Source organism: Novosphingobium sp. ES2-1 (assembly GCF_015169775.1).
Lineage (GTDB): Bacteria > Pseudomonadota > Alphaproteobacteria > Sphingomonadales > Sphingomonadaceae > Novosphingobium > Novosphingobium subterraneum.
On record NZ_CP063446.1, the window covers coordinates 366,495 to 386,688 of the forward strand.

A 20,194-nucleotide genomic window follows, 5' to 3' on the forward strand; every position below is an offset into this window, starting at 1 on the left:
CGCCGAAATGACCGCTCAGGACAAGATTTCCCGCTATTCCCCGGAGTTCGACGTTGCCGTGCGCGGCGACACGATCACCGCCGACCGCTACATCACGCGCGAGTGGATGGAGCTGGAGAACAAGCACCTCTGGCCGAAGGTCTGGCACCTTGGCGGCGTGCTGGCCGATCTTGAGGAAGAGGGCGATTTCATCCGCCACAACTTCGGCAAGGAATCGGTCGTCATGGTCAAACAGGCCGACGGTTCCGTAAAGGCGTTCTACAACACCTGCCCCCATCGCGGAAATCGCCTCGTGCTGGGCGATGTCGGTTCCGCCCCGCGCCTGACCTGCGGCTATCACGGCTGGCAGTTCGATCCCGATGGCACGCTGGTCCACGTGCAGGATCCCGACGACTTTGCCGGCGGCAACCCTTGCGGCAAGGTTACCCTGTCCGAACTGCGCTGCGACACCTGGGGCCCGTTCGTGTTCTGGTGCATGGACGATGACGTCGCCCCCCTGCACGAATGGCTGTGGCCCTATACCGAGCGGCTCGCTGGCTACAAGCTCGACAACTGGGTGCGCGTGCTCAATGTCTCGGCGGACTGCGACTTCAACTGGAAGATCATCCGCGACAACTTCAACGAGAGCTACCACCTCCCGACGATCCACCCCGAACTTGCCACCTTCATCAACGATGGCCTGCCGACCACCGTGTTCGAGATGTACGAGAACGGCCACAACGCGATGTGGATGATCGGCCACCAGGCCACCAGCCGCAAGGACTACGTGAGCGGCGACGTGCCGCCGGGCCTCTACGAAGCCGCGGAAGCCTGGGGCATCGATCCCAAGGAATACCGTGGCCGCACCGCCGACATCCGCGAGGCCGTGATCAAGGCCAAGCGCGAGCGCGGGGCCGACGCGGGCTACGACTACTCGTCGATGACCGACCAGCAGCTGGTGGACTACTTCCACTGCACGCTGTTCCCCAACCTGACGATCACGATGTCGCCCGAACAGTGCCAGATCCTGCGCACCGAACCGCACCCGACGGACCCCGAAAAGTGCGTGTTCCAGCACTGGTGCCTCTATCCGCCGAACGCGAAGATGGCCGAAGTCGTCACGCCCGTCGGCCCGGCGCCCCTCCGGCACGACGCGATCGCGCGCCATTCGGTCTATGGCGACGGCGTTTCATTGGGCTTTGTTGCGGATCAGGACCTGTCGATCGGCACCACGCAGCAGCAGGGCCTCAATTCGCGCGGCTTCAAGGGCTGCCTGCTGCCGGGCCAGGAAAAGCGCGTCCAGCGGTTCCATGAAAAGCTGAACGACATGGTGCTGGGGCATCCGACGGCAGCGCGGGAGTGATCTGATCACTGGCGCCCCCGCGCAGGCGGGGGCCTCGGTGTTGCTACGGAACGACAGCGTAAAACGACTGAGGCCCCCCGCCTGCGCGGGGGAGCAGGAAGGTTTTGCGCCTTGGAGAGGGACAAGGAATGAGCAACATCACCATCACCCCCGGCCAAACCGGCCCGCACGTCATGCAGGCAGCCTTCATCGTCGAGGACGTGGAAGAGGCGGCAAAGGCGTGGATCGCGGCAACCGGAATCGGGCCGTTCTTCATGGTCCCGCACATCGAACTGGCCGAGGCGACCTATCGGGGCGAACCTTCCGAAGGCATCGACTTCTCCGTTGCCCTCGCCCAGTCCGGCGGCGTGCAGATCGAACTGATCCAGCAGCACTGCGACCGCCCCAGCGCCTATCGCGATACCATCGCCAAGGGCCAGACCGGCTTCCACCATTTCTGCATCTACACCGCCGACTACGATGCCTGCCGCCAGCGCTATGTCGACCAGGGCTTTGCCGTGGCCATCGACGGCAAGTTCGGCGCGATGCGCTTCTGCTACGTCGACACGGCACCGGCGCTCGGCTGCATGATCGAGATTGTCGAAGAGGACGATAACCAGACCTCCGCCTTCACCCGCATCGCGCAGGGCGCCGCCGATTGGGACGGCGTGACCGACCCGATACGGCCCCTGTTCGATTAATATGTTCACGTAATGTTCCAAGCGATGTTTCCCCGGGGAAACATCCAACAAAGATAATAAGTATCTGAAAGGACACGATAATGAATTGCCCTATCGAGGATCGCCTGGCGATTCAGGACCTGATGATCGCCTATGCCCATGCGGTCGATACCGTCAGCGACATCGACGCGGTGCTCGACATCTTCACCGAGGACGCGGTGTTCGATCTCTCGGGCATTGGCCTGACCCCGCAGGTCGGCCACGCCGGCATCCGCGAGTTCTTCACCAACGTCTTCGCCAACATGGAGCACCACGCCCACTACCTGACCAACTTCGCGCTGACCGGCTACGAAGGCGATACCGCTTCGATGCGCGCCTATGTGATCGGCATGGGCGTGGGCAAGGACGGCCGCGCCGTGACCGTCAACGGTCGCTACTATTTCGAAGTCCGTCGCACCGGAGCAGGCTGGAAGGCCACGCGCTACACCATGGACTTCCTGATGCCGCTCTCGGGCACGCTCGATAACGCGAAGTAACTTAGAAAAAGCAAGAAAACCAACCCCATCCGGCGCTCGGGGAGATCGCCGGTTACAGGAGCGCTTTACCATGGCCACCTATATCCAGGTCCCCGAAGTCGATGCCCCCTACCCCACCCACGCCAGCGCGCAGTTCCCCGAACCGCGCGGCGATGCCATCACCGGTGACCGCTACTGGTCGAAGGACTTCGCCGCGCTGGAATGGGAGCACATGTGGAAGCGCGTGTGGCACGTCGGCGGGCGTGAGAGCCAGCTCGAGGAAGCGGGCGATTTCATCACCCACAACTTCATGCGCCAGTCGGTCGTCATGGTGCGCCAGAAGGACGGCGGCATCCGCGCCTTCCACAATGTCTGCCGCCACCGTGGCAACCGCCTCGTCACCGTGGAAGAGGGCGGCGTGGGCGAGCATTTCACTTGCCCCTACCACGGCTGGAAGTGGAACATAGACGGCGCGCTGGACTGGGTGCAGGACGAAGAGGATTTCCCGCAGGGCTCCCCCTGCGGCAAGTTGCGCATGAAGGAAGTGCCCTGCGAGACCTGGGGCGGCTTCATCTTCTACAGCTTCGATCCCAATGCCGTGCCGCTGATGGAATACCTCGATCCCATCCCCGCGCTGCTCGGAAATCGCGATCTCGCCAGCTGGAAGCGCGTGGTGTGGCGCACGCTGCGGGTCAACACAAACTGGAAGTTCGCTTCCGACAACTTCAACGAAGCCTACCACATCCCCGCGGTCCACCCGCAGTTCGAGGGCATGATCGACGATCACTACTCGACCACCGTGTTCGAAATGTACCCGACCGGGCACAATCGCATGATCGAGAAGCTGCAGCCTTCGAGCCGCTATCAGGACGCGCAGCAGATGAAACCGCTGTGGGCGCAAGTGCTCAAGGAGTGGGACCTCGATCCCTCAGACTTCGAAGGACGCGCACAGGAAGGCCGCCTCGCGCTGCAGCAGGCGCGGCGCAAGCTCGGGCCGGAGCGGGGCTACAAGCACTTCGAAAAGCTGGCCGATGACGAGCTGACCGACCAGTTCCACCACACTTGCTTCCCGAACCTGACGCTGACCGGCACGCCCGAAGGACTCCACGTATTCCGCACCGAACCGGACATGGAAGATCCCAACTGGTCAACCTTCGACTACTGGTATCTTGCGCCGGAAGTGGCCGGGGGCGCGGATGTGCCGACGCTTTATGGACTGCGCCCGTGGAAGGAAGCCGAGCATCAGAGCGGCGACTTTGACGCCTACAGCGCAGAGATCCCGCAGGGCGACTTCCTCATCCAGGATCTCGATGTGGCCGTGACGCAGCAGCAGGGCCTGCACTCACTCGGGCACGATGACGCCTATCTGGCACGGCAGGAAAACCGGGTGCGGCGGTTCCACGAGGTGATCAACGATTACATCGCGGGGCGGCGGTGAGCGCCCCGCAACCATGGCAAGAGACGACGGGAGAAACGTGACATGACCCAGCAAAAGGGGATCGACCGGCGCCAGCTGCTCGCCGGTGCAGGCGTTGCAGCGGCGGCGGCAGCAACCGGCGGCATCGCCACCGCCGCACAGGCCGCAGACGCGCCCGCTTCGGGCTGGGACCATGAATGCGACGTGCTGTGCGTCGGCTCTGGCGCGGCGGCGGGGACGGCGGCGGTTACCGCCCTTGCGGCAGGCGCGAAGGTGATGATGCTCGAGAAGATGCCGATCCTTGGCGGCACCACCGCCAAATCAGGCGGCGTCACCTGGATCTTCAATCACTTCATCTTTCGCGAACAGGGCATCGAGGACCCCAAGGCCGATGCGCTGCGCTACGTCGTGCGCTATGGCTATCCGCGCCAGTACAACCCTAACAGCCCGACGCTGGGCCTTGATGAAAACCGTTACCGCGTGGTCGAGGCGTTCTATGACCATGGCTCGGCCGCGGTCGATCATCTGCGTGAGCTGGGCGCGGTGCAGTTCAAGCAGTTCCGCCTGTTCCAGGTGGACAAGCCCGCCCCGGACTATGCCGACCATCTGCCCGAGAACAAGGTGCCGACCGGCCGCGCGCTGGAACCGGCGGTGGGTTCGGGCTCGACCCAGGGCGGCGGCAGCCTTGCCTCGCAGATGCATGCATATCTGAAGGCCAAGGGCGTGCCGATCCTCACGCGGACCCGCGTTACCCGGCTGGTCAAGGATGGATCGGGCCGGGTGATCGGGGCCGAGGCCAAGCAGGGTGACAAGACCATCCGTATCAAGGCGAACAAGGGCGTGGTCTTTGGCACCGGTGGTTACAGCCACAACGTGCAGTTGTGCGATGTCCACCAGCCCGCCGTCTACGGCTCATGCTCTCTGCCGGGTTCGACCGGAGACTTCATTCCGATCGCGCAGGAAGCGGGCGCGATGATGGGCAACATGGGGCTTGGCTGGCGGACGCAGGTCGTGCTGGGCGAGGCGCTCAAGACGCGAGGCATCGGCCTTGGCGCGTTCGTTCTGCCGGGGGATTCGATGATCCTCGTCAACAAATACGGCAAGCGCGTGGTCAACGAGAAGCGCGATTACAACGACCGCACGCAGGCGCACTTCTGGTATGACCCGGCGCACGAGGAATACCCCAACCATCTGATGTTCATGCTGTTCGACCAGCGCAGCATCGATGCCTTCGGTGGGGCCTTCCCCTTCCCGGTGAACAAAGCAGAGCAGCCACATCTGGTCGAAGGACAGACGTGGGACGAGGTCTTCGCCGGTATCGACGCACAGCTGGCAGCGTGGCAGGATCGGACTGGCGGCGCCCGCCTGGCGCCGAATTTCTCAAGCAATGCAAAGCAGTCGATCACGAACTTCAATGCTTACGCCAAGAAGGGCGTCGATCCCGAATTCGGGCGGGGGAAGTACCTGTACGACCGCGAATGGCACTTGTTGTTCTCGGCGCGTCGGCAAGGCACCAGCCAACCTGAAAACCCGTTCCCGAACAATACGATGCACCCGTTTTCTGCAAAAGGACCTTATTACGCGATCGTGCTCGCACCCGGCACGCTCGATACGGCTGGCGGGCCGCAGATCAATGCCGATGCGCAAGTGCTGGCTGCAAACGGGCAACCCATCCCGGGCCTCTATGCTGCCGGCAACTGCATCGCCGCGCCGACGGGCCAGGCCTATCTCGGCGCTGGCGGCACGATCGGTCCTGCGGTGACATTCGGCTACATCGCCGGACGGCACGCGGTGTCGGCATGAAACAGCTTGCCCTGGGCGCTGCCCTGCTCGCCCTCGCCTTCTCGGCACGTGCTGAACAACCTGCGCCAACCGTCTCGTATCAAACGGATATTGTGCCGATCCTGGAGCAGAACTGTGCAACCTGCCATCTGACCGGCGAAGAGGCAGGGGGCATGTCGCTGGTTGGCGATGCGGCGATCGGCTTCCTTGTCGGCAAGCCTTCGGAAGGGGCGCCTGCGATCATGCGGGTGGCACCGGGCGCCCCGGACAAGTCCTATCTGGTGATGAAGCTGGAAGGTACGCATAACGATCATGGCGGACAGGGCGCGCGCATGCCCTTCGGCGGAGCGCCCTTGAACGAAACCGACATGGCCAAGATCCGCACGTGGATCGCACAGGGAGCTACATCGTGAATCCGAACCTCGTATCGCTTGAAGGCAAGGTCGCCATCGTTACCGGCGCGGGCGTGGGGATGGGCGCGGCAACCGCGCGCCTCCTCGCCGCGCGTGGGGCAAAGGTCATCGTCTCGGACATCAACGCAGACACCGCTGCCGCCACTGTCGCCGCGATCCGCGAGGCTGGAGGCAGCGCCCATGCCGTGCGCACGGATGTGGCCGACGAAGCCCAGGTCGAGGCGCTGGTGGCGGAAACGGTCGCCACGTTCGGCAGGCTCGATTGCGCGGTGAACAACGCCGCGATCACACCAGATGTCCTGCCGATCCACGAAGCCGACATGGCAGTGTTCGACAAGGTCCTGAGCGTCGACCTGCGCTCGGTCATGCTCTGCATGAAATACGAGATTCGCCAGTTGCTTGCGCAGGGTTCTTCAGGCTCGATCGTCAATATCGGGTCGGTCAGCTCGTTTCGTCCGCAGCCCAACAACGCGGCCTATGTTGCGGCCAAGCATGGCGTGATCGGCCTGACCAAGACCGGCAGTCTTGAATATGCCGGCAAGGGCATCCGCGTGAACGCGGTCCTGCCCGGCGCGATCGACACGCCGATGCTGCGCGGTGCGCTGGAGACGACCGGCTTCACCGAGGAAGAGTTCGCCCCCGCGCTCAGCCTGTTCGGTCGCTTCGGCAAACCGGAAGAGGTGGCAGAGGCCAGCGCATGGCTGTGTTCGGACGCGGCGAGCTATGTCACCGGGCACAGCCTTGCAGTGGAAGGCGGCTACCTTACGCGCTAGGCGCTTTCGCGGGCGACGAGGCGGAAGCCGACATCGACCCAGCGCTCGGCCGGGGGCTGGTTCGGGCGGTGCTTGCGGATTGCGGCGATGGCCTCGCGCGCGATCCGGGCACCGTCCACCTCGACCGAGGTGATCGTGGGGCGCATCTCCCCGGCAATCGAGCTGTTGCCAAAGCCGACCACGGCAATGTCTTCAGGCACGCGAAGCCCGGCGGCCAGCGCCTCGACGATGACCCCTTGCGCGAGATAGTCCGAGCCGCAGACCACAACGTCGGGCATCTCGGGCAAACGGCGGACCTCGGCAAAGATGCGGCGGGCGTGCCCAAAGCTCGAGGGCACCTGCACGGAAGATTCACTGGGCGGTTCGTGCCCGGTTGCCTGCCATTCCTCGACGAAACCGGCGCGTCGCATATTGGCGCGTGCACCTTCGGCGGTGACGACATGCGGACGGCGATAGCCGCGCGACATCAGGAAGCGTGCGATGTCACGCCCGGCGGCATGGTGCGAAAAGCCGACTGCCATGCCGATCGGGTCTTCGGGCAGATCCCACATCTGGATGAACAACGCGGGGCTGCGCCGCACCATGGCATCGACCTGCGGTGTGACCGGCCCGGTGAAGATGATCGCGTCGACGCGCCGGCTCAGGGCTGCGCGGATCAGGTCCTCGGTGCGCTTCTCCGAAACGCCGGTCAGGCCGAGCATGACCGTTGTCCCTGCTGCCGAAAGTTCTTCGACCATGGCCTGGATCGTATCGTTGAAGATCGAGTCGGTGAGATACGGAATCAGCACCGCGACCATCTTCGACCGGCTCGAGGCCAGGCCGCCCGCCAGCAGATTGGGAATGTAACCGGTTGCAGCGATCGCGGCACGGATGCGCTCTGCCGTACCCTTTGCCACGACCTCGGGATTATTGACGAAACGGCTTACGGTGGCGGTGGACACCCCAGCCATCGCCGCCACGTCGTCCAGTGTTGGCGTCTTGTCGATCGATGCGCTCATCCTGTCGACGCTAGCGCGACCGAGGGCGATGATGCAATCGCTCTCTTTTGCCGGATCAGGCGAACCGCAACGGTACCGAGAGCGCGCCGATCTCTGGCCAGCGGCTGACCGTGACCGGCCCGGAAAGCTCGAACTCGCTGGTTGCAGCCAGGATTTCCTCGAGCGCGACGCGCAGCTGCATGCGGCCGAGGTGGATGCCCGGGCAGTTGTGCGGGCCGCGCCCGAAGGCAAGGTGCTGCGCGATGTTGGGCCGATCCAGAATGAACTCGTCAGGGTTGGGGAACACGGCCTCATCCCGATTGGCAGAGGCATAGATCAGCGCAATCGCCTCGCCCGGTTCGATGGTGCGACCGCCGAGGTCCACCGGGCAGACAGCGGTTCGCGCAAAGCCGCGATAAGGCGTGTAGAGCCGGAGAAACTCTTCTATTGCCGCGGGAATGAGCGAAGGGTCACACCGCAGTTTCTGCTGCAGCGCCTTGTCACGCGAGAGATGCACGCAGATGTTGCCGATCATCACCATGGGCGCGACCATGCCGACGACAAGGACCTGCCGGACAGTGCCGACCAGCAATTCGTCGGGCAATGGCTCGCCTTCGTGCCGCGCCTGCAGCAGCGCGCTGGTGGGATCGAGCGCCGGATCCTGCGGGTGTTCGTGGCGCAGCGCGATCAGGGCGCGGGCCATGTCATAGAGGCGGAGCGAAGTCTCCTTCATCACCTCGGGCTTGTTGGAATGCACGGCAAGGATGAAGGCGCGGCCATTGTCATGGAGCGTATCGAGCCAGTCCTCGGGAATGCGCATCCATTCGCCGAACACGTGGACCGGAAGATAGCTGGACAGTTCGACGCAGATATCTCCGCCTCCCCGGGACACCATCGGCGCCAGCAGGGCACGGGTCAGTTCGCGGGCACGCGGGGCGAAGGTTTCGGCCCGATCGAGCGAGAGCAGGGGATTGAGCGCCTTGCGATAAGGAGTGTGCTCGGGCGGATCGAGGTGCAACGGCGGCCGGCGCCCGGTATAGGCGACTTTCGGAATCACATTCTGGACCGAGGTGATGAAGGTGGCAGAATCCGACGCCACACGCTTTACGTCTTCGTACCGCGTCACTGCCCAGAAGCTGCCGAGGCCTTCTGTCCAGGCAACCGGGCACTGCTGGCGCAGGCGCGCATATTCGGCGTGGGGGCTGTCAAAGTCTTCCGGAAGTTCCGGATCGAAATCCTGCAGGCGATCGGTCATGATCGGTTGCATAAGCACGCATTCAAGCGCATGCAAGCGCTATCATTCGTTTTGGCGCGGCATATGGACCAAGGGACGTGAGAGCGTGAAGTGTTGAGCGCGAGACGAGACTACTGGGCAATTATCGTGACCCTGGCGGCGCTTGCGGCCACCGGATCGATCGCCATCCACATGCTGGTGCCGGCGCTGCCCCTGATCGCAGCCGATCTGGCAATCGGCGAAGCCAAGGCGCAGCAAGTGGTGAGCATCTACCTTGCCGGGCTGGGATCGGGCCAATTGCTGGCCGGCCCCATGATCGACCGCCTTGGACGACGACCGGTCATGCTGGCGGGCCTGATGCTGTTCATTGCCGGGGCACTGGCGGGGGCGCTGGCAACGACCACTGGCCTGCTGCTTGCCGCACGCGCCATGCAAGCGGCAGGCGGGGCCTTCGGCGTCGTGACTGCCCGGGTCATGGTCGGTGACTTGTTCGGCAAGGACCGCGCAGCCGGCGCGCAGGCGACCTTGATGACCATTGTGCTGATATCTCCCGCGGTTGCCCCCGTGATCGGCGGAAGCCTGGCCGATCTTGCCGGGTGGCGCGCCGTCTTCGCCCTGCTTGCGCTGAGCGGAGCGGCCACGCTGGCAGCGGCCTTCTGGCGCCTGCCGGAAACGGTTCAGGCCGGAGTGGCAAGCGCGCGCAGCGGACTGATCGCTTCCTACGCCAAGCTGGCAAGAAACCGGCAATTCGTGCTCACGGCGGCTACCTTGGGCGCCGCCAGTAGCGGATTGTTCATGTTCCTTGGTGCCGCCCCCTTCCTGCTGGTCCACCGTTTCGGCCTGTCCTCGGGCGAAGCCGGCACCGCGCTGCTGTGGGTGGCCGCCGCAAGCATCGTCGGAACGCGTCTGGTCGTGCCGGTGGAGCGGCGTTCGAGTGCTCTGATCATCGGCACGGGCAGTTCTGCTCTGGGCGCGGGGATTGCGCTGGTGCTGGCGCTGGTGGGGATCGAAGGTGTCTGGCCTCTGATCGCGCCGATCATGCTGCTGGGTCTTGGAGCGGGCCTTGCAGGACCTGTTGCCTTCAACGCAGTGGGCTTTGCCGAACCCGGCCTTGCCGCCACGGCAACCAGCCTCGCAGGCGCGCTGCAGATGCTGGCAAGCGGCTCGGCGATGAACGTGCTGGGGCTGTTTGCGCCCATAGATCCGCTGCGGTTGGCTGTGGCGCTGGTTATCACGACATCGACGGCATTGTGCTGCGCACTGGCGCGTTCACGGCTGGCGTCGGCGCGAGGCTAGGCCGCGCTGATATCGGCGACGACCGCGTCCAGCAAGCGCGCCGCGTCCGTTCCGGCCAGATGCACCTGCAGGCCGCGCTGGCCACCGTTGATGAAGATCGCGTCCCATAGAAGCGCGGTCTCGTCGATCACCACGGCCACGCGTTTCATCTGGCCGAACGGGCTGATCCCGCCGACCTTGTAGCCGGTGAGGCGTTCGGCATCGCCGGGACGCATCATCGTTGCGGACTTTGCCCCCAGCGCTGCCGCGACGCGCTTCATGGAAACCTCGCCGTCACTGGGCGCGATGGCACAGGCGGGCTTGCCGTCGATCAGCACCATCAGCGTCTTGAACACCTGCGCCGGTTCCACGCCCAGCGCGGACGCGGCGGCTTGCCCGATGGAGTCCGCATCGGGATCATATTCGTAGCTGCGCAGTTCGAACCGGATACCGGCCTGTTCGAGCGCTTTCGTTGCCCGGGTTGCCTGTGCCATAGGCGGTCCTTTGGCAGGACCGCCAATCGGAAGCCAGCCTGTTTGGAGTTTTGTGCATGAGCGTCGCGTTTCGCCGGGAAAGTGATGACGAACATCTTGAACCGGTGTTCGAACTGCCGATCCCGCCGGGGCCGAATCTGGTGACCGAGCGGGGACTGGCGTTGATCCGGACGCAGGTGGAGGCTTGCGAAGACAAGGTGCAGGCTCTGGTAGCCGAGGGCGCGGATGAGGCAGTGATCAAGAAGGCGCGGCGCGAACAGCGCTACTGGAGCACGCGCGCAGCAACGGCCGAGCTGTTGCCCGCTCCCGATGGCGACACCGTGGCATTCGGCTGCTCGGTCCAGTATCGTCTCAACGGCAAGGCGCGGTGGATCACCATCGTCGGCGATGACGAGGCCGATCCCGCCGCCGGGCTGATCGCATGGTCCGCGCCGCTGGCACGGGCGATGATGGAGGCCGAGGAAGGCGAGCTTGTCGACTTCGGTGGCAAGGCCGAGGCGATCGAGGTTCTGGCTATCCGACCGGCGTATCTCGCCGCCGAGGGCACTTACTCCGTCGGCTGAAACAGCGCGCCAACGTCAGCCAGAGTATCTAGCCCGAGGATCGCATCGGCAAGGCGGCTGGCGGCCTCGGGCATGACGGGGACGGCTGCACGCCCGACGCAATCGATGAACTTGGCGCGTTGAGCTGCCGGGGAGAGTGGCCGCGCAGGGCAGCCCAGCGCGTTCTCGAGCCAGGCGTGATGGCTTTCGCCATCGTCCGTCACGATCCGCATCGCGCCGCCCACGCCGGGTTGCCATTCTGGCCGATGCTCCACCGTGGCCTGGACGCGGGCGGCCATGGCCAGAACTTCGGGATCGGTGAGGCTGGCGGCGTCGAAATCGTCAAGCCGCACCGCGCCGCGCACCAGGGCCAGCGCGGTGGTGAAGGGAACCGAGAACTTGGCGTCAATCGCCGTCTCGGGCGCCTGCTTGCGGGCCAGCGGCTCTACGAGCATTGACTGGATGGCATCGACGCTGACTTCGACGCATTCGATGCTGGACTGCCTGATGCCGTGGCGCGCGGATAGGTCCAGCGCCATTTCGATGAACGGGTGCGTGCCGCGGCAGGACGGCCACGGCTTGAAGGTCAACTCGCTGCCCCAGTAATGGGTGCCGAGGCGGTCCGTCAGGTCAGCCGGATCGAACTGTCGGCCAGCGTAGAGTGCGAAAAAGGCGGACTTGCCCTCGAGCGGCTCTTCGAAGCCGGGGACGCCTTCGCGCGCCAGCAATGCGGCGGTCAGCGCGGCCTGGGCCGGAAAGGCTTCGCGCACCGCGCGCAAGGTGGTGCGGCGGCTGTGCTTGATCTCGCCCGGCATCGTCACCTGGCACAAGGTCAGCGAAAGGGCATCCTTGGTCTGCTGAGGGGACAGGCCCAGCAGATTGGCCGCCCCCGCCACCGCGCCGAATGCCGCAACGATCGGCGGGGGGTACCAGCCACCCTGCTCCATCGGCTGGCGTAGCGAAAGCGCAATCCGGCAGGCCACATCGCCACCGACGGCCAGCGCGGTGAGGAAGCGGCGGCCATCGACCAGGCCTTCTGATTGGGCGAGCGCGAGCAGGACGGGGACGAGCGAGGCGTTGGGGTGTGCCGGGGCGCGATCGAAGGCGTCCTCATAATCGACCGCGTGGGCCAGCGCGCCATTGGCAAGCGCTGCGCCAAGCGGCTGGACACGATGCGGCGTCCCGATGATCGAGCACGGCCCTGCCCCGTTGGCACGGGCCAGCGCGATGAACGGTGCGGCCTCGGGCGCCAAGCCACTGGCCGCGTGCATCACGCCGATGGCGTCGAGCGCGACGCTGCGTGCGCCGTCCCGGGCACGATCGGGCAGGCTTTCCCATCGGGCCGTGGCGATGTGGCGGCAGAGCAGGTCGCTGAGAGTTTCAGTCATCGTTTCAGCCGGGCAGAGGGCCATGCCAGCAGGGCGGGATCGTGGCGGCAGGTCCACTGGCCACGCTCAAGCCGGGCCGATGCGGGGAAAGCGCAGATCGGGCGCGTGAAGCTTGTGCCATCGGCAATCTTGCGCGCCTCGATGCGCGCGGGGGCGATGCCTTCCTCGACCCAGCGGATCAGCGCCCAAAGCATGTCGCTGGCCGGATCTTCGCTGAACGGCGCATGACCGGAAGCGCCAAATGTGTCCGCTCCCGGACCACCACGGCAATGGTACATGCCGGGGACCATGAAGAGGCGCACGGCTTCGGACAGCTTCGCCAGACCGCCGTTATCGCGGGCCAGCGCGCCGTAATATTCGAGCGTCGGCCCGGCGTTGGTCGATGGGTCCTGCCAGCCCTGATAAATGATCGCGCGGTGCCCGGCTGAGAGGAAAGGGCTGATCGCCGTGCTGTCAGCCCGCAACTGCGGCATCAGGCGGTTGATCGTGGCAAGATCACCGGTGCGGCTGAAGGTCAGCGCATCCCATTCGGGATCATCGTGCGCGGCGTCGGCCCACATCGCGCGCAACAGCGGCGACGGCGGGCCGGGGCGCGTGCGGACAGCGGGGAACAGGCCCCGGTCCATCGCCCTGCCCCGTTCGTCGCGCAATGGTGCAATGACGGCCTTGAGCATAGCAAGCTTGGGCGCGGTCAGGCAGCCTTCGGCCTGCCCCGGCTTGCACAGGAGCGTCGCCGTGCGGAAGCGGCATTGCAAGGGGTTAGTGATGATCCCGTCGACCTTGCCGTCCAGCGGATCGCAGGCGCGGGTCACCGCGTTCTCGTAGAGCGACCAATCAGCGTCACTGAGCGCGGCCGCCGGCTTGCGCTGTGCTTCGAGCGCGAACCACATCATCCGCACCGATTGCAGCGGCATGTTAGGCCCCGGCGCACCTGCAATCACGCCGTCATAATCGAGCGGGTGAACCTGCATTTCCTTGAGCGCCTGTCGGCCGCCGCCCGAGCAGCCGGTGAAGTAGCTGCGTTCGACTGGCCTTGCATAGAACCGGGCAGCGAGCGCCTTTGCGGCCTGTGCCGTCAGGTGAACCGCGCGATGTTCGTAATCGGTTCGGGCCTTGGGCGCACGCATCCAGTGGGCCTCGGTCACCTTGTGGCCACTGTCGGTTGTGACGGTGGCGAAGCCCTGGGCGACGCGCAGGCTCATGTCCAGGTAGTTGAACACCCCGGCATCACCGCCGACGCCCGCACCGAGCAACCGCCCGTTCCACGCCATCGGCAGCCAAAGTTCAAAGCCGATGGTGCCCTCGATCCGGCCCTCGACCCGGCAGAACGGCGTATCGACCGGAACGGACTTGTAGAAGGTGGTCTTGTCATCGGGCCTGAAGGCAATGCCTGCGGGGATCGCGGTGGCCTTTTCGACCACCACGTCCCCGCTGGCGCCCTCAAGCGCGCTGCAATCGCCGGGGCTGGCGCTGGCAGCCGTGGCCGCCGCCAGAAGCGATAGCAGCGCCGCCATCAGAACTTCACGCCTGCCGTCATCGAGAACATGCGCGGGATCGGGTTGGCGGACTGCGGATCGTAGCCGCGCGAGGTATCGACGAACGGCGGGTCTTCGTTCAGAAGGTTACGCACGTCAAAGCCGATGCGCAGATGCTCGTTCACCTCGACATTGAGGCCAAGGTCGAAGGTATCGTAGTTCGAGACCTTCTGGACCGGCGTGACCGTGGTGTTGGTGTAGGCAGCCAGGTGATTCCAGGTCAGGCGGCCGGAGAAGATGCCGAGCTTCGCGCCGATATCAGCCTGCGAGCGGAACTTCTGCGGGAAGTTGATCAGGCCGATCACGTTGGACACCGCAGCGCCGGGCAGCGGCTGGAACAGGTACTTGGTATAGTAGGTGCCCGAAACGCCCGCATCGAACTTCACCGCGCCCATTTCCCAGTTGGCGTAGGCCGCGAAATCGATGCCACGCACGCGCGAACGGCCAAGGTTCTGGCGGCGGCCATCGACGATGAACTGCACCGCATTGGCATTGATCGGCTGGTTGATCGGCAGGCCCGATGCGATCAGTGCGTTCACTTCGGTCTGCGACGGGTTCAGCTTCACGAACGAGGCATAGAGTGGGTTGGTGAGGATGCCCGGGGTGCCGCGCAGAGCCTGGATCTGGTCCTTGTAGTCGATATCGAAATAGGTCAGCGACAGGCGCAGCGCGCTGATCGGGCGGAACTCCGCGCCGACCGACCAGGTCGTTGCAGTTTCAGGCTTCAGCCCCGGATTGCCCCCGGCAATGCCGATGCCGGTGAGGTTGCCCGAGGCACCCGGCAGCGTATCGTAGTAAAGGCCCGCTCCGCCCGCGATGGTCGAGACTTCGGTAAATGTCGGCGCGCGGAAGGAGGTGCCATAGCTGCCACGCAGGGTGAGCGATTCCACCGGCTTCCACGTCAGGCCGATCTTGGGATTGGTGGTGCTGCCGAAATCGCTGTACTTTTCGTAGCGGCCCGCGATCGACAACGAGAGCTGCTCGATCCCCGGCATGGCATTGCCGCTGCCGACGATCGGCACGAACAGTTCCCCAAACACCGCCTTGACATTGCGCGTGCCGGAATCGGCGGTGGTACGCGGGGTTGCCGCCTGCCCGGTCTTGAGATCGGTGTAGGTATACTCTTCGCGATATTCGCCGCCCAGCGCGACGCGGACGGCGCCACCGGGAAGGTCGAACAGCGAGCCATCAAGCTGGACGTTGGCGACGTCGAGCTTCGTGCGGCCGGTGATGATGAACAGGTTGTCGCGGATCTTCGCCAGCGTTGCCGGGTTGTTTGGCCCACCGAACACGTTGAGCGCGGTGGCCGGGTTCGTATCGGCAAGCGCGGCGTTGAGTGCGGCGGTGTTCACGCCGAGGCGGCGATCGGCCACGTCCTCGGACTCGCCGTGGGCGTAATAAGCGGTCGCCTTGAAATCGCCGACCAGCTTGGCCTCGATCCCGCCGACGACGTTCCAGGATTCACCGTGGTAGGGGTTGAAGTCAGGCCCCAGCGTGGGGACCATCGACCACAGGACCGTCTGCTGCGTGGTCCCCGGAACAGGGGTAACGAAGAACGGGTTGGTGTTGCGCACCGTGGCGCTGATGTTGTTGATGCCGGCAATGGTACCATTGCGATAGGAATAGAACCCGTCGGCGAACAGGCGCACGCTCTCGCCCACGTCCTGCGACACGGCAGCCGTGACGTTGTAGCGCTTCTGTTCGGGAATTACGGTATCCAGCGCGTTGTAGAAGCAGCGGTTGGCAGTGCCAGCGACGAGCGAGCCGACATTGGCCGCTGTTACCCCGCCCTGCGGAATCGCGTAAGTCTTGCCGCCAAGGCTGATCGTGCCGGGATTGCAGTTCTGCACGCGCAGATCGCGTCCACCCCGGTTGCGGTTATCGTCCTGGTAGAAATCGAGATCGTAGCCGCGCAGGTGGGTGTTGTCGGTGTATTCGGCGGCGATCATGGCCGAACCGCCATCCCACTTCTTGCCGAAGATTCCAGCGAACTGCTTTTCGGTGTATCCGCCCTCGGCGATCCCGGCGCGGGCGCGCACCTCTACGCCATCGAAGTTGCGGCGCAGAATGAAGTTGACGACGCCGGCAATGGCATCGGAGCCATAGACCGCCGAGGCACCATCGGCGACAACCTCGACCCGCTCGAGCGCGATGGCCGGCAGGACCGAGGGATCGGTGTACTGGCCTTGCGTGCCCTGCGGCGGGAAGCGGCGGCCATCATACAGCAGCAGCGTGGCGTTGGTGGAGATGCCGCGCAGGTTGATACCGGCACCGCGCGTGGCGTTGGCCGCACCATTCTGGGCCGAGCCGCCGTTGCGGTTGGCGCCGAGCGACACGACTTGCGGCACGCGGCGGAGCAAGTCATTCGTCGAGGTGACCGGCTCCTGCGCGATGTCGTCCGCGCCGATGGCGATGACGTTCGAACCGACCGGGGCTATGCCGCGGATGCGGCTGCCGGTGACGATAATGGACTGGTCTTCGGGCGCGTCCGCAGCTGAATTCTGCGTCTCCTGCGCATTAGCAGATGCGATGCAAGCGATTGCAGATGTTGCGGCAAGCAACACCTTGAAAGAGTTCCGGTTCCCCATCTTCAGTCTCCCATTTGTATCTTCACGGCCCGACGCACTCCGCCGGGCAAATCGTTCAATTCAGGCAGTTTCGCTTCGCGCTTGCCGATGCGCGGAAAGGCGCGGGGCGAGCGAGAGCAGGACAATCGCGCCGACCAGCACGCCCGCGCCGATCAATTCGGCATCGCGCGGCATCTTCAGGCCCCAGAACCATGCGAGCAGGACCGAACCGCCGATCCCGGCGACAAGACTCGCCGCGCGCTCCAAAGGCACGCAGTAGGCGTTCTCGCGCGGGTCGAGCAGGATGATGATGGCCAGCACGGAAATCACGGTGAGCGTTGCGCCGATCCAGAAGAGGTCGAGCAGCACCGGATCGCTCCACACGCCGATGAAGCCCCAGGCAAGCTCGCCCGATTGGCCGCCGATGCCGCTGGCCGAGATGACACCCAGAATCACGACCGACATCGGCAGCGCGATCATCTTTTCCTCAACGAAATAGCGCCTTACCGAGGCCGGGTCACCGCTCTTGGAGATCTTCGTCATTACGAACAGGCGCAGGAAATATCCCAGCGTGTAGAGCACGACGGTGAGGATCGCGATTGGCGGGAGTTTGAGGCCACCCCGGTCGGACAGGGTTATGACCAGCGCGAACAGGACCATTGCCAGCGCAGTCCAGCTCCACCAGCGCACGCGACGACCGAACATCACGTCGACCAGCGGCGCGATGATCAGGATGTCGCCGCGCATGACCAGCTGGATGAACGGGATGCTGACATTGGGGATGGTGAAGCTGAGCGGCACGGTGAACAGCACCAGCGAAGTGCCGAGGCCGGAAAGGAAGGTGTAGAATGTCGGGAACGGCAGGCGGACCGGCCCCAACGAGACTTTGTTGGCATCACGGTGCCAGCCCGACAGCCAGATGAAGGCCCAGGTCAGCACCATGTTGATGATCAGCGACGCGGGCAGGGTTTCGAGGCCGGTGAGCGGACGGCCAAGCCCGGCGTGCGGCTGCGAGGTGACCAGCTTGGTCACGATCACGTTCGGCAGGTACGCCAGCAGGTAAAGCAGGACGTAGCCCTCGAGGGGAAACGCGGCGGCGCGCGGCTTCATGCTGCCTGCTCCAGCACGACCATGCCTGCCTCTTCGCGGTACGCGGCGTTGAGCCCGGCTTCCCGCGTGACAGCTGCCAGATAGTCAACCACCGCGGCATGGTCTTCGCTGCCCGGCTCGGCCAGGCGCGGCACGGCATCGCGGCCGATGACAAGCGGCAGCAGGCCCGCGCGCAGCACCTTGCCACCGGCGATTTCGAGCCGCGCGATCATGGACAGGCGCGCGGCCTTCGGGAAGTTGTAGAGACTTTCGAAATCCGGCTCCCACTCTTCGGCAAGGACGCGGATCTCGTTGAAACTCTTCGAATTGGCGTGGGCCTCGTCCATCGCAAGATCGGTGGCGAAATTGCAAAGCGAATAGAACACCGGCTTGCCGTCGATCAGCTCGCAGCCCTTGAGGATGTGGGCATGGCCGCCGAAGATCGCATCGGCCCCGGCGGCAATCGCGGCGCGGGCAACATCGCGCTGGTAATCGGCAATCACTGCACGGACGAAGTGGATGCCCCAGTGGTGCGAGACGAGGACGACGTCGGCCTGCTGTTTCGCGGCGCGGATGTCTGCCTCCATTGCGGCGAGGTCTTCGCGGTGGGGATAGGTGTGGACTCGCGCCGGGGTGCCTGGCTGGTCGTGCTCGATCTGCTCATAGACGGTGAAGGCGCGCATCGGGGCGCAACCGGGCCGACGTTCGTCAGCCCAGTAGGAATGCGGGAGAATGCTGGAATAGGCGAGGAAGGCCACGCGCGTTCCATCGCCCAGCGTGCGGATCACCGGGCGGCGAGCCTCGGCAATGTTGGCCCCGGCCCCGACCACGCTCATTCCCGCCTTTTCAAGATGCCCGCGCGTTTCGAAGAAGGCTTCGTGACCCCAGTCCATGACGTGGTTGCCGGCCATGGAGATCACATCGAACCCGGCGCGACCCAGAGCGGCTGCACCTTCGGGCCTGGCGAGCACGGCATGGCGCGCCTGGGGCAGACGGACACCCTTTTCGGCAAAGCTGGTCTCGAGCTGGCCGAACACTACGTCCGCAGCGCGCAGGACAGCCGCCGTCCCGGCAAAGCAGGCGTCGTAATCATCGCGGTCCATCGCGAGATCGCCAGTGGCCAGAACAGTGTGAATCACGTCTCTCCCTTCATTGTTATGGTCCATTGCTTAAAGGCGGCAAACGTTTTACGCAAGCGCTTGCATTGCAGAACCTGTCAGACAAATGTGCGGTGCAAGAGAAGGAGGATCGCTTGAGCAGACATCACATCGTGGGCGCAGCGCTCGGCATGGCCATGATGGCAGCGCCGCTGGCCGCGCAAGACCAGCCCAACAGCTTCGACACGATGCCGAATGGCCCCGGCACCGGGCCGTATCCGGCAGTGATGACGCAAGATCCGGCCCTGCCCGCGCATGTGATCTATCGACCGGCGGATCTTGCGAAAGCCAAGGCGCTGGGGGTGCTTGTCTGGGGCAATGGCGGATGCAGCGCCGATGGCGCCAGTGCGCGGCAGCACCTGATCGAAATTGCCAGCCATGGCTATGTAGTGATTGCGCCCGGCGACATCATGAGCGGCCCGGGCGCGACAAAAAAGCGCGAACCGCGGGCGCCGGATAAATCCGGCCAGTTGCCGCCAGTTGCAACAACCAGTGCCGACGTGAAGGCGGGCCTCGACTGGGCACTGGCCGAGAACGCCAAGGCTGGAAGCGCGCTCTACGGCAGGATCGACGATAAGGCGCTGGCCGTGGCCGGGCACAGCTGCGGCGGCCTGCAGGCGCTCGAAGTGGCGCCCGATCCGCGCATCCGCACCGTACTGGTCCACAACAGCGGCGTGTTTACCGACGGCACCAACCCGATCCGCGGCATCACCGTGAACAAGGCGATGCTCGAGAAACTGCACACGCCGGTGCTTTATGTCCTGGGCGGGCCGGACGACATCGCCTTTCCCAACGGCACCGATGATTTCAAGCGGATCGACAAGGTGCCGGCTGCCCTGGTTCAACTGCCCGTGGGCCACGGTGGCACCTTCCGCACCCTGAACGGCGGTGCGGTGGCGGCGCTTTCGGTGGATTGGCTGGAGTGGCAGCTGCGTGGCAACAAGACGGCGGCGCGCACCTTCACCGGCAGCAACTGCCGCTTGTGCGTCGTGCCCGGCTGGACGATCGAGAAGAAAGGGATCGACTGACACGGGC

At 64.8% G+C, this 20,194-nt stretch carries 18 protein-coding genes; 10 read left to right on the forward strand and 8 right to left on the reverse strand.

Annotated features, from left to right (window positions below):
• Positions 1-7 precede the first annotated feature (7 nt).
• The 7 genes from IM701_RS17000 (at position 8) to IM701_RS17030 (ending at position 6,901) form a co-directional block, all read left to right on the forward strand.
• Positions 8-1,342: an SRPBCC family protein gene (locus IM701_RS17000; protein ID WP_039336767.1), complete on the forward strand. Its 1,335-nt coding sequence runs from the start codon at positions 8-10 to the stop codon at positions 1,340-1,342.
• Between the two features lie 128 nt (positions 1,343-1,470).
• Complete coding sequence (locus IM701_RS17005) at positions 1,471-2,022, forward strand: VOC family protein (RefSeq protein WP_193828524.1); 552 nt, start codon at positions 1,471-1,473, stop codon at positions 2,020-2,022.
• 80 nt (positions 2,023-2,102) lie between these two features.
• Positions 2,103-2,537 carry a nuclear transport factor 2 family protein gene (locus tag IM701_RS17010; RefSeq protein WP_193828525.1) on the forward strand — a complete coding sequence of 145 codons (435 nt, stop codon included), beginning with the start codon at positions 2,103-2,105 and terminating at the stop codon, positions 2,535-2,537.
• A gap of 70 nt (positions 2,538-2,607) precedes the next feature.
• On the forward strand, positions 2,608-3,954 hold the full coding sequence (locus IM701_RS17015; RefSeq protein ID WP_193828526.1) for an SRPBCC family protein: 1,347 nt from the start codon (positions 2,608-2,610) through the stop codon (positions 3,952-3,954).
• A 42-nt stretch (positions 3,955-3,996) separates the two neighbouring features.
• Positions 3,997-5,736, forward strand: a complete 1,740-nt coding sequence (locus tag IM701_RS17020; RefSeq protein ID WP_193828527.1) for an FAD-dependent oxidoreductase — start codon at positions 3,997-3,999, stop codon at positions 5,734-5,736.
• Positions 5,733-6,128 carry a hypothetical protein gene (locus IM701_RS17025; protein ID WP_193828528.1) on the forward strand — a complete coding sequence of 132 codons (396 nt, stop codon included), beginning with the start codon at positions 5,733-5,735 and terminating at the stop codon, positions 6,126-6,128. Before IM701_RS17020 ends, IM701_RS17025 begins: the two co-directional genes overlap by 4 nt.
• Positions 6,101-6,901, forward strand: a complete 801-nt coding sequence (locus IM701_RS17030; protein WP_255527829.1) for an SDR family NAD(P)-dependent oxidoreductase — start codon at positions 6,101-6,103, stop codon at positions 6,899-6,901. Before IM701_RS17025 ends, IM701_RS17030 begins: the two co-directional genes overlap by 28 nt.
• Here the strand turns inward: IM701_RS17030 and IM701_RS17035 are convergent.
• Positions 6,898-7,899: a LacI family DNA-binding transcriptional regulator gene (locus IM701_RS17035; RefSeq protein ID WP_039336779.1), complete on the reverse strand. Its 1,002-nt coding sequence runs from the start codon at positions 7,897-7,899 to the stop codon at positions 6,898-6,900. The two genes, IM701_RS17030 and IM701_RS17035, sit on opposite strands and share 4 nt — an antisense overlap.
• A 55-nt stretch (positions 7,900-7,954) precedes the next feature.
• Positions 7,955-9,133, reverse strand: coding sequence for a cytochrome P450 (locus tag IM701_RS17040; RefSeq protein ID WP_156135847.1), 1,179 nt, complete (start codon positions 9,131-9,133; stop codon positions 7,955-7,957).
• Positions 9,134-9,226: 93 nt separating this feature from the next.
• On the opposite strand from IM701_RS17040, the gene IM701_RS17045 reads away from it, so the two are divergent.
• Positions 9,227-10,408, forward strand: coding sequence for an MFS transporter (locus IM701_RS17045; protein WP_230487882.1), 1,182 nt, complete (start codon positions 9,227-9,229; stop codon positions 10,406-10,408).
• Here the strand turns inward: IM701_RS17045 and ybaK are convergent.
• A complete protein-coding gene (gene ybaK, locus IM701_RS17050; protein ID WP_039336783.1) occupies positions 10,405-10,881 on the reverse strand; it encodes a Cys-tRNA(Pro) deacylase in 477 nt (158 codons plus the stop codon). The two genes, IM701_RS17045 and ybaK, sit on opposite strands and share 4 nt — an antisense overlap.
• 56 nt (positions 10,882-10,937) lie before the next feature.
• Here ybaK and IM701_RS17055 point away from each other — a divergent pair, with 56 nt between their 5' ends.
• Entirely contained in the window at positions 10,938-11,444 is a 507-nt protein-coding gene (locus IM701_RS17055; protein ID WP_193828529.1) for a GreA/GreB family elongation factor, read from the forward strand.
• On the opposite strand, the gene IM701_RS17060 is transcribed toward IM701_RS17055, so the two are convergent.
• The 5 genes from IM701_RS17060 to IM701_RS17080 are packed head-to-tail and all read right to left on the reverse strand — an operon-like array spanning position 11,429 to position 19,141.
• Positions 11,429-12,811 carry an MmgE/PrpD family protein gene (locus IM701_RS17060; protein WP_193828530.1) on the reverse strand — a complete coding sequence of 461 codons (1,383 nt, stop codon included), beginning with the start codon at positions 12,809-12,811 and terminating at the stop codon, positions 11,429-11,431. The genes IM701_RS17055 and IM701_RS17060 overlap by 16 nt on opposite strands.
• On the reverse strand, positions 12,808-14,325 hold the full coding sequence (locus IM701_RS17065) for a tannase/feruloyl esterase family alpha/beta hydrolase (RefSeq protein ID WP_193828531.1): 1,518 nt from the start codon (positions 14,323-14,325) through the stop codon (positions 12,808-12,810). The genes IM701_RS17060 and IM701_RS17065 overlap by 4 nt, the downstream gene beginning before the upstream one ends.
• Positions 14,325-16,934, reverse strand: a complete 2,610-nt coding sequence (locus tag IM701_RS17070; protein WP_193828532.1) for a TonB-dependent receptor — start codon at positions 16,932-16,934, stop codon at positions 14,325-14,327. The genes IM701_RS17065 and IM701_RS17070 overlap by 1 nt, the downstream gene beginning before the upstream one ends.
• Positions 16,935-16,994: 60 nt before the next feature.
• Positions 16,995-18,023 (reverse strand): hypothetical protein, encoded by a 1,029-nt coding sequence (locus IM701_RS17075; protein WP_039336788.1) that lies wholly within the window; start codon positions 18,021-18,023, stop codon positions 16,995-16,997.
• Entirely contained in the window at positions 18,020-19,141 is a 1,122-nt protein-coding gene (locus IM701_RS17080) for a CapA family protein (protein ID WP_193828533.1), read from the reverse strand. Before IM701_RS17080 ends, IM701_RS17075 begins: the two co-directional genes overlap by 4 nt.
• A 113-nt stretch (positions 19,142-19,254) precedes the next feature.
• Between IM701_RS17080 and IM701_RS17085 the strand changes: the two genes are divergently transcribed.
• Positions 19,255-20,187 carry a hypothetical protein gene (locus IM701_RS17085; protein WP_230487883.1) on the forward strand — a complete coding sequence of 311 codons (933 nt, stop codon included), beginning with the start codon at positions 19,255-19,257 and terminating at the stop codon, positions 20,185-20,187.
• Positions 20,188-20,194: the final 7 nt, after the last annotated feature.

Bases quoted from the DNA above. Each gene is read 5' to 3' on its own strand.
- IM701_RS17065 (WP_193828531.1), bottom strand. From the start codon at position 14,325: ATGGCGGCGCTGCTATCGCTTCTGGCGGCGGCCACGGCTGCCAGCGCC.
- ybaK (WP_039336783.1), bottom strand. From the start codon at position 10,881: ATGGCACAGGCAACCCGGGCAACGAAAGCGCTCGAACAGGCCGGTATC.
- IM701_RS17005 (WP_193828524.1), top strand. From the start codon at position 1,471: ATGAGCAACATCACCATCACCCCCGGCCAAACCGGCCCGCACGTCATG.
- IM701_RS17020 (WP_193828527.1), top strand. From the start codon at position 3,997: ATGACCCAGCAAAAGGGGATCGACCGGCGCCAGCTGCTCGCCGGTGCA.
- IM701_RS17025 (WP_193828528.1), top strand. From the start codon at position 5,733: ATGAAACAGCTTGCCCTGGGCGCTGCCCTGCTCGCCCTCGCCTTCTCG.
- IM701_RS17040 (WP_156135847.1), bottom strand. From the start codon at position 9,133: ATGACCGATCGCCTGCAGGATTTCGATCCGGAACTTCCGGAAGACTTT.
- IM701_RS17015 (WP_193828526.1), top strand. From the start codon at position 2,608: ATGGCCACCTATATCCAGGTCCCCGAAGTCGATGCCCCCTACCCCACC.
- IM701_RS17055 (WP_193828529.1), top strand. From the start codon at position 10,938: ATGAGCGTCGCGTTTCGCCGGGAAAGTGATGACGAACATCTTGAACCG.
- IM701_RS17000 (WP_039336767.1), top strand. From the start codon at position 8: ATGACCGCTCAGGACAAGATTTCCCGCTATTCCCCGGAGTTCGACGTT.
- IM701_RS17070 (WP_193828532.1), bottom strand. From the start codon at position 16,934: ATGGGGAACCGGAACTCTTTCAAGGTGTTGCTTGCCGCAACATCTGCA.
- IM701_RS17060 (WP_193828530.1), bottom strand. From the start codon at position 12,811: ATGACTGAAACTCTCAGCGACCTGCTCTGCCGCCACATCGCCACGGCC.
- IM701_RS17010 (WP_193828525.1), top strand. From the start codon at position 2,103: ATGAATTGCCCTATCGAGGATCGCCTGGCGATTCAGGACCTGATGATC.
- IM701_RS17035 (WP_039336779.1), bottom strand. From the start codon at position 7,899: ATGAGCGCATCGATCGACAAGACGCCAACACTGGACGACGTGGCGGCG.
- IM701_RS17075 (WP_039336788.1), bottom strand. From the start codon at position 18,023: ATGAAGCCGCGCGCCGCCGCGTTTCCCCTCGAGGGCTACGTCCTGCTT.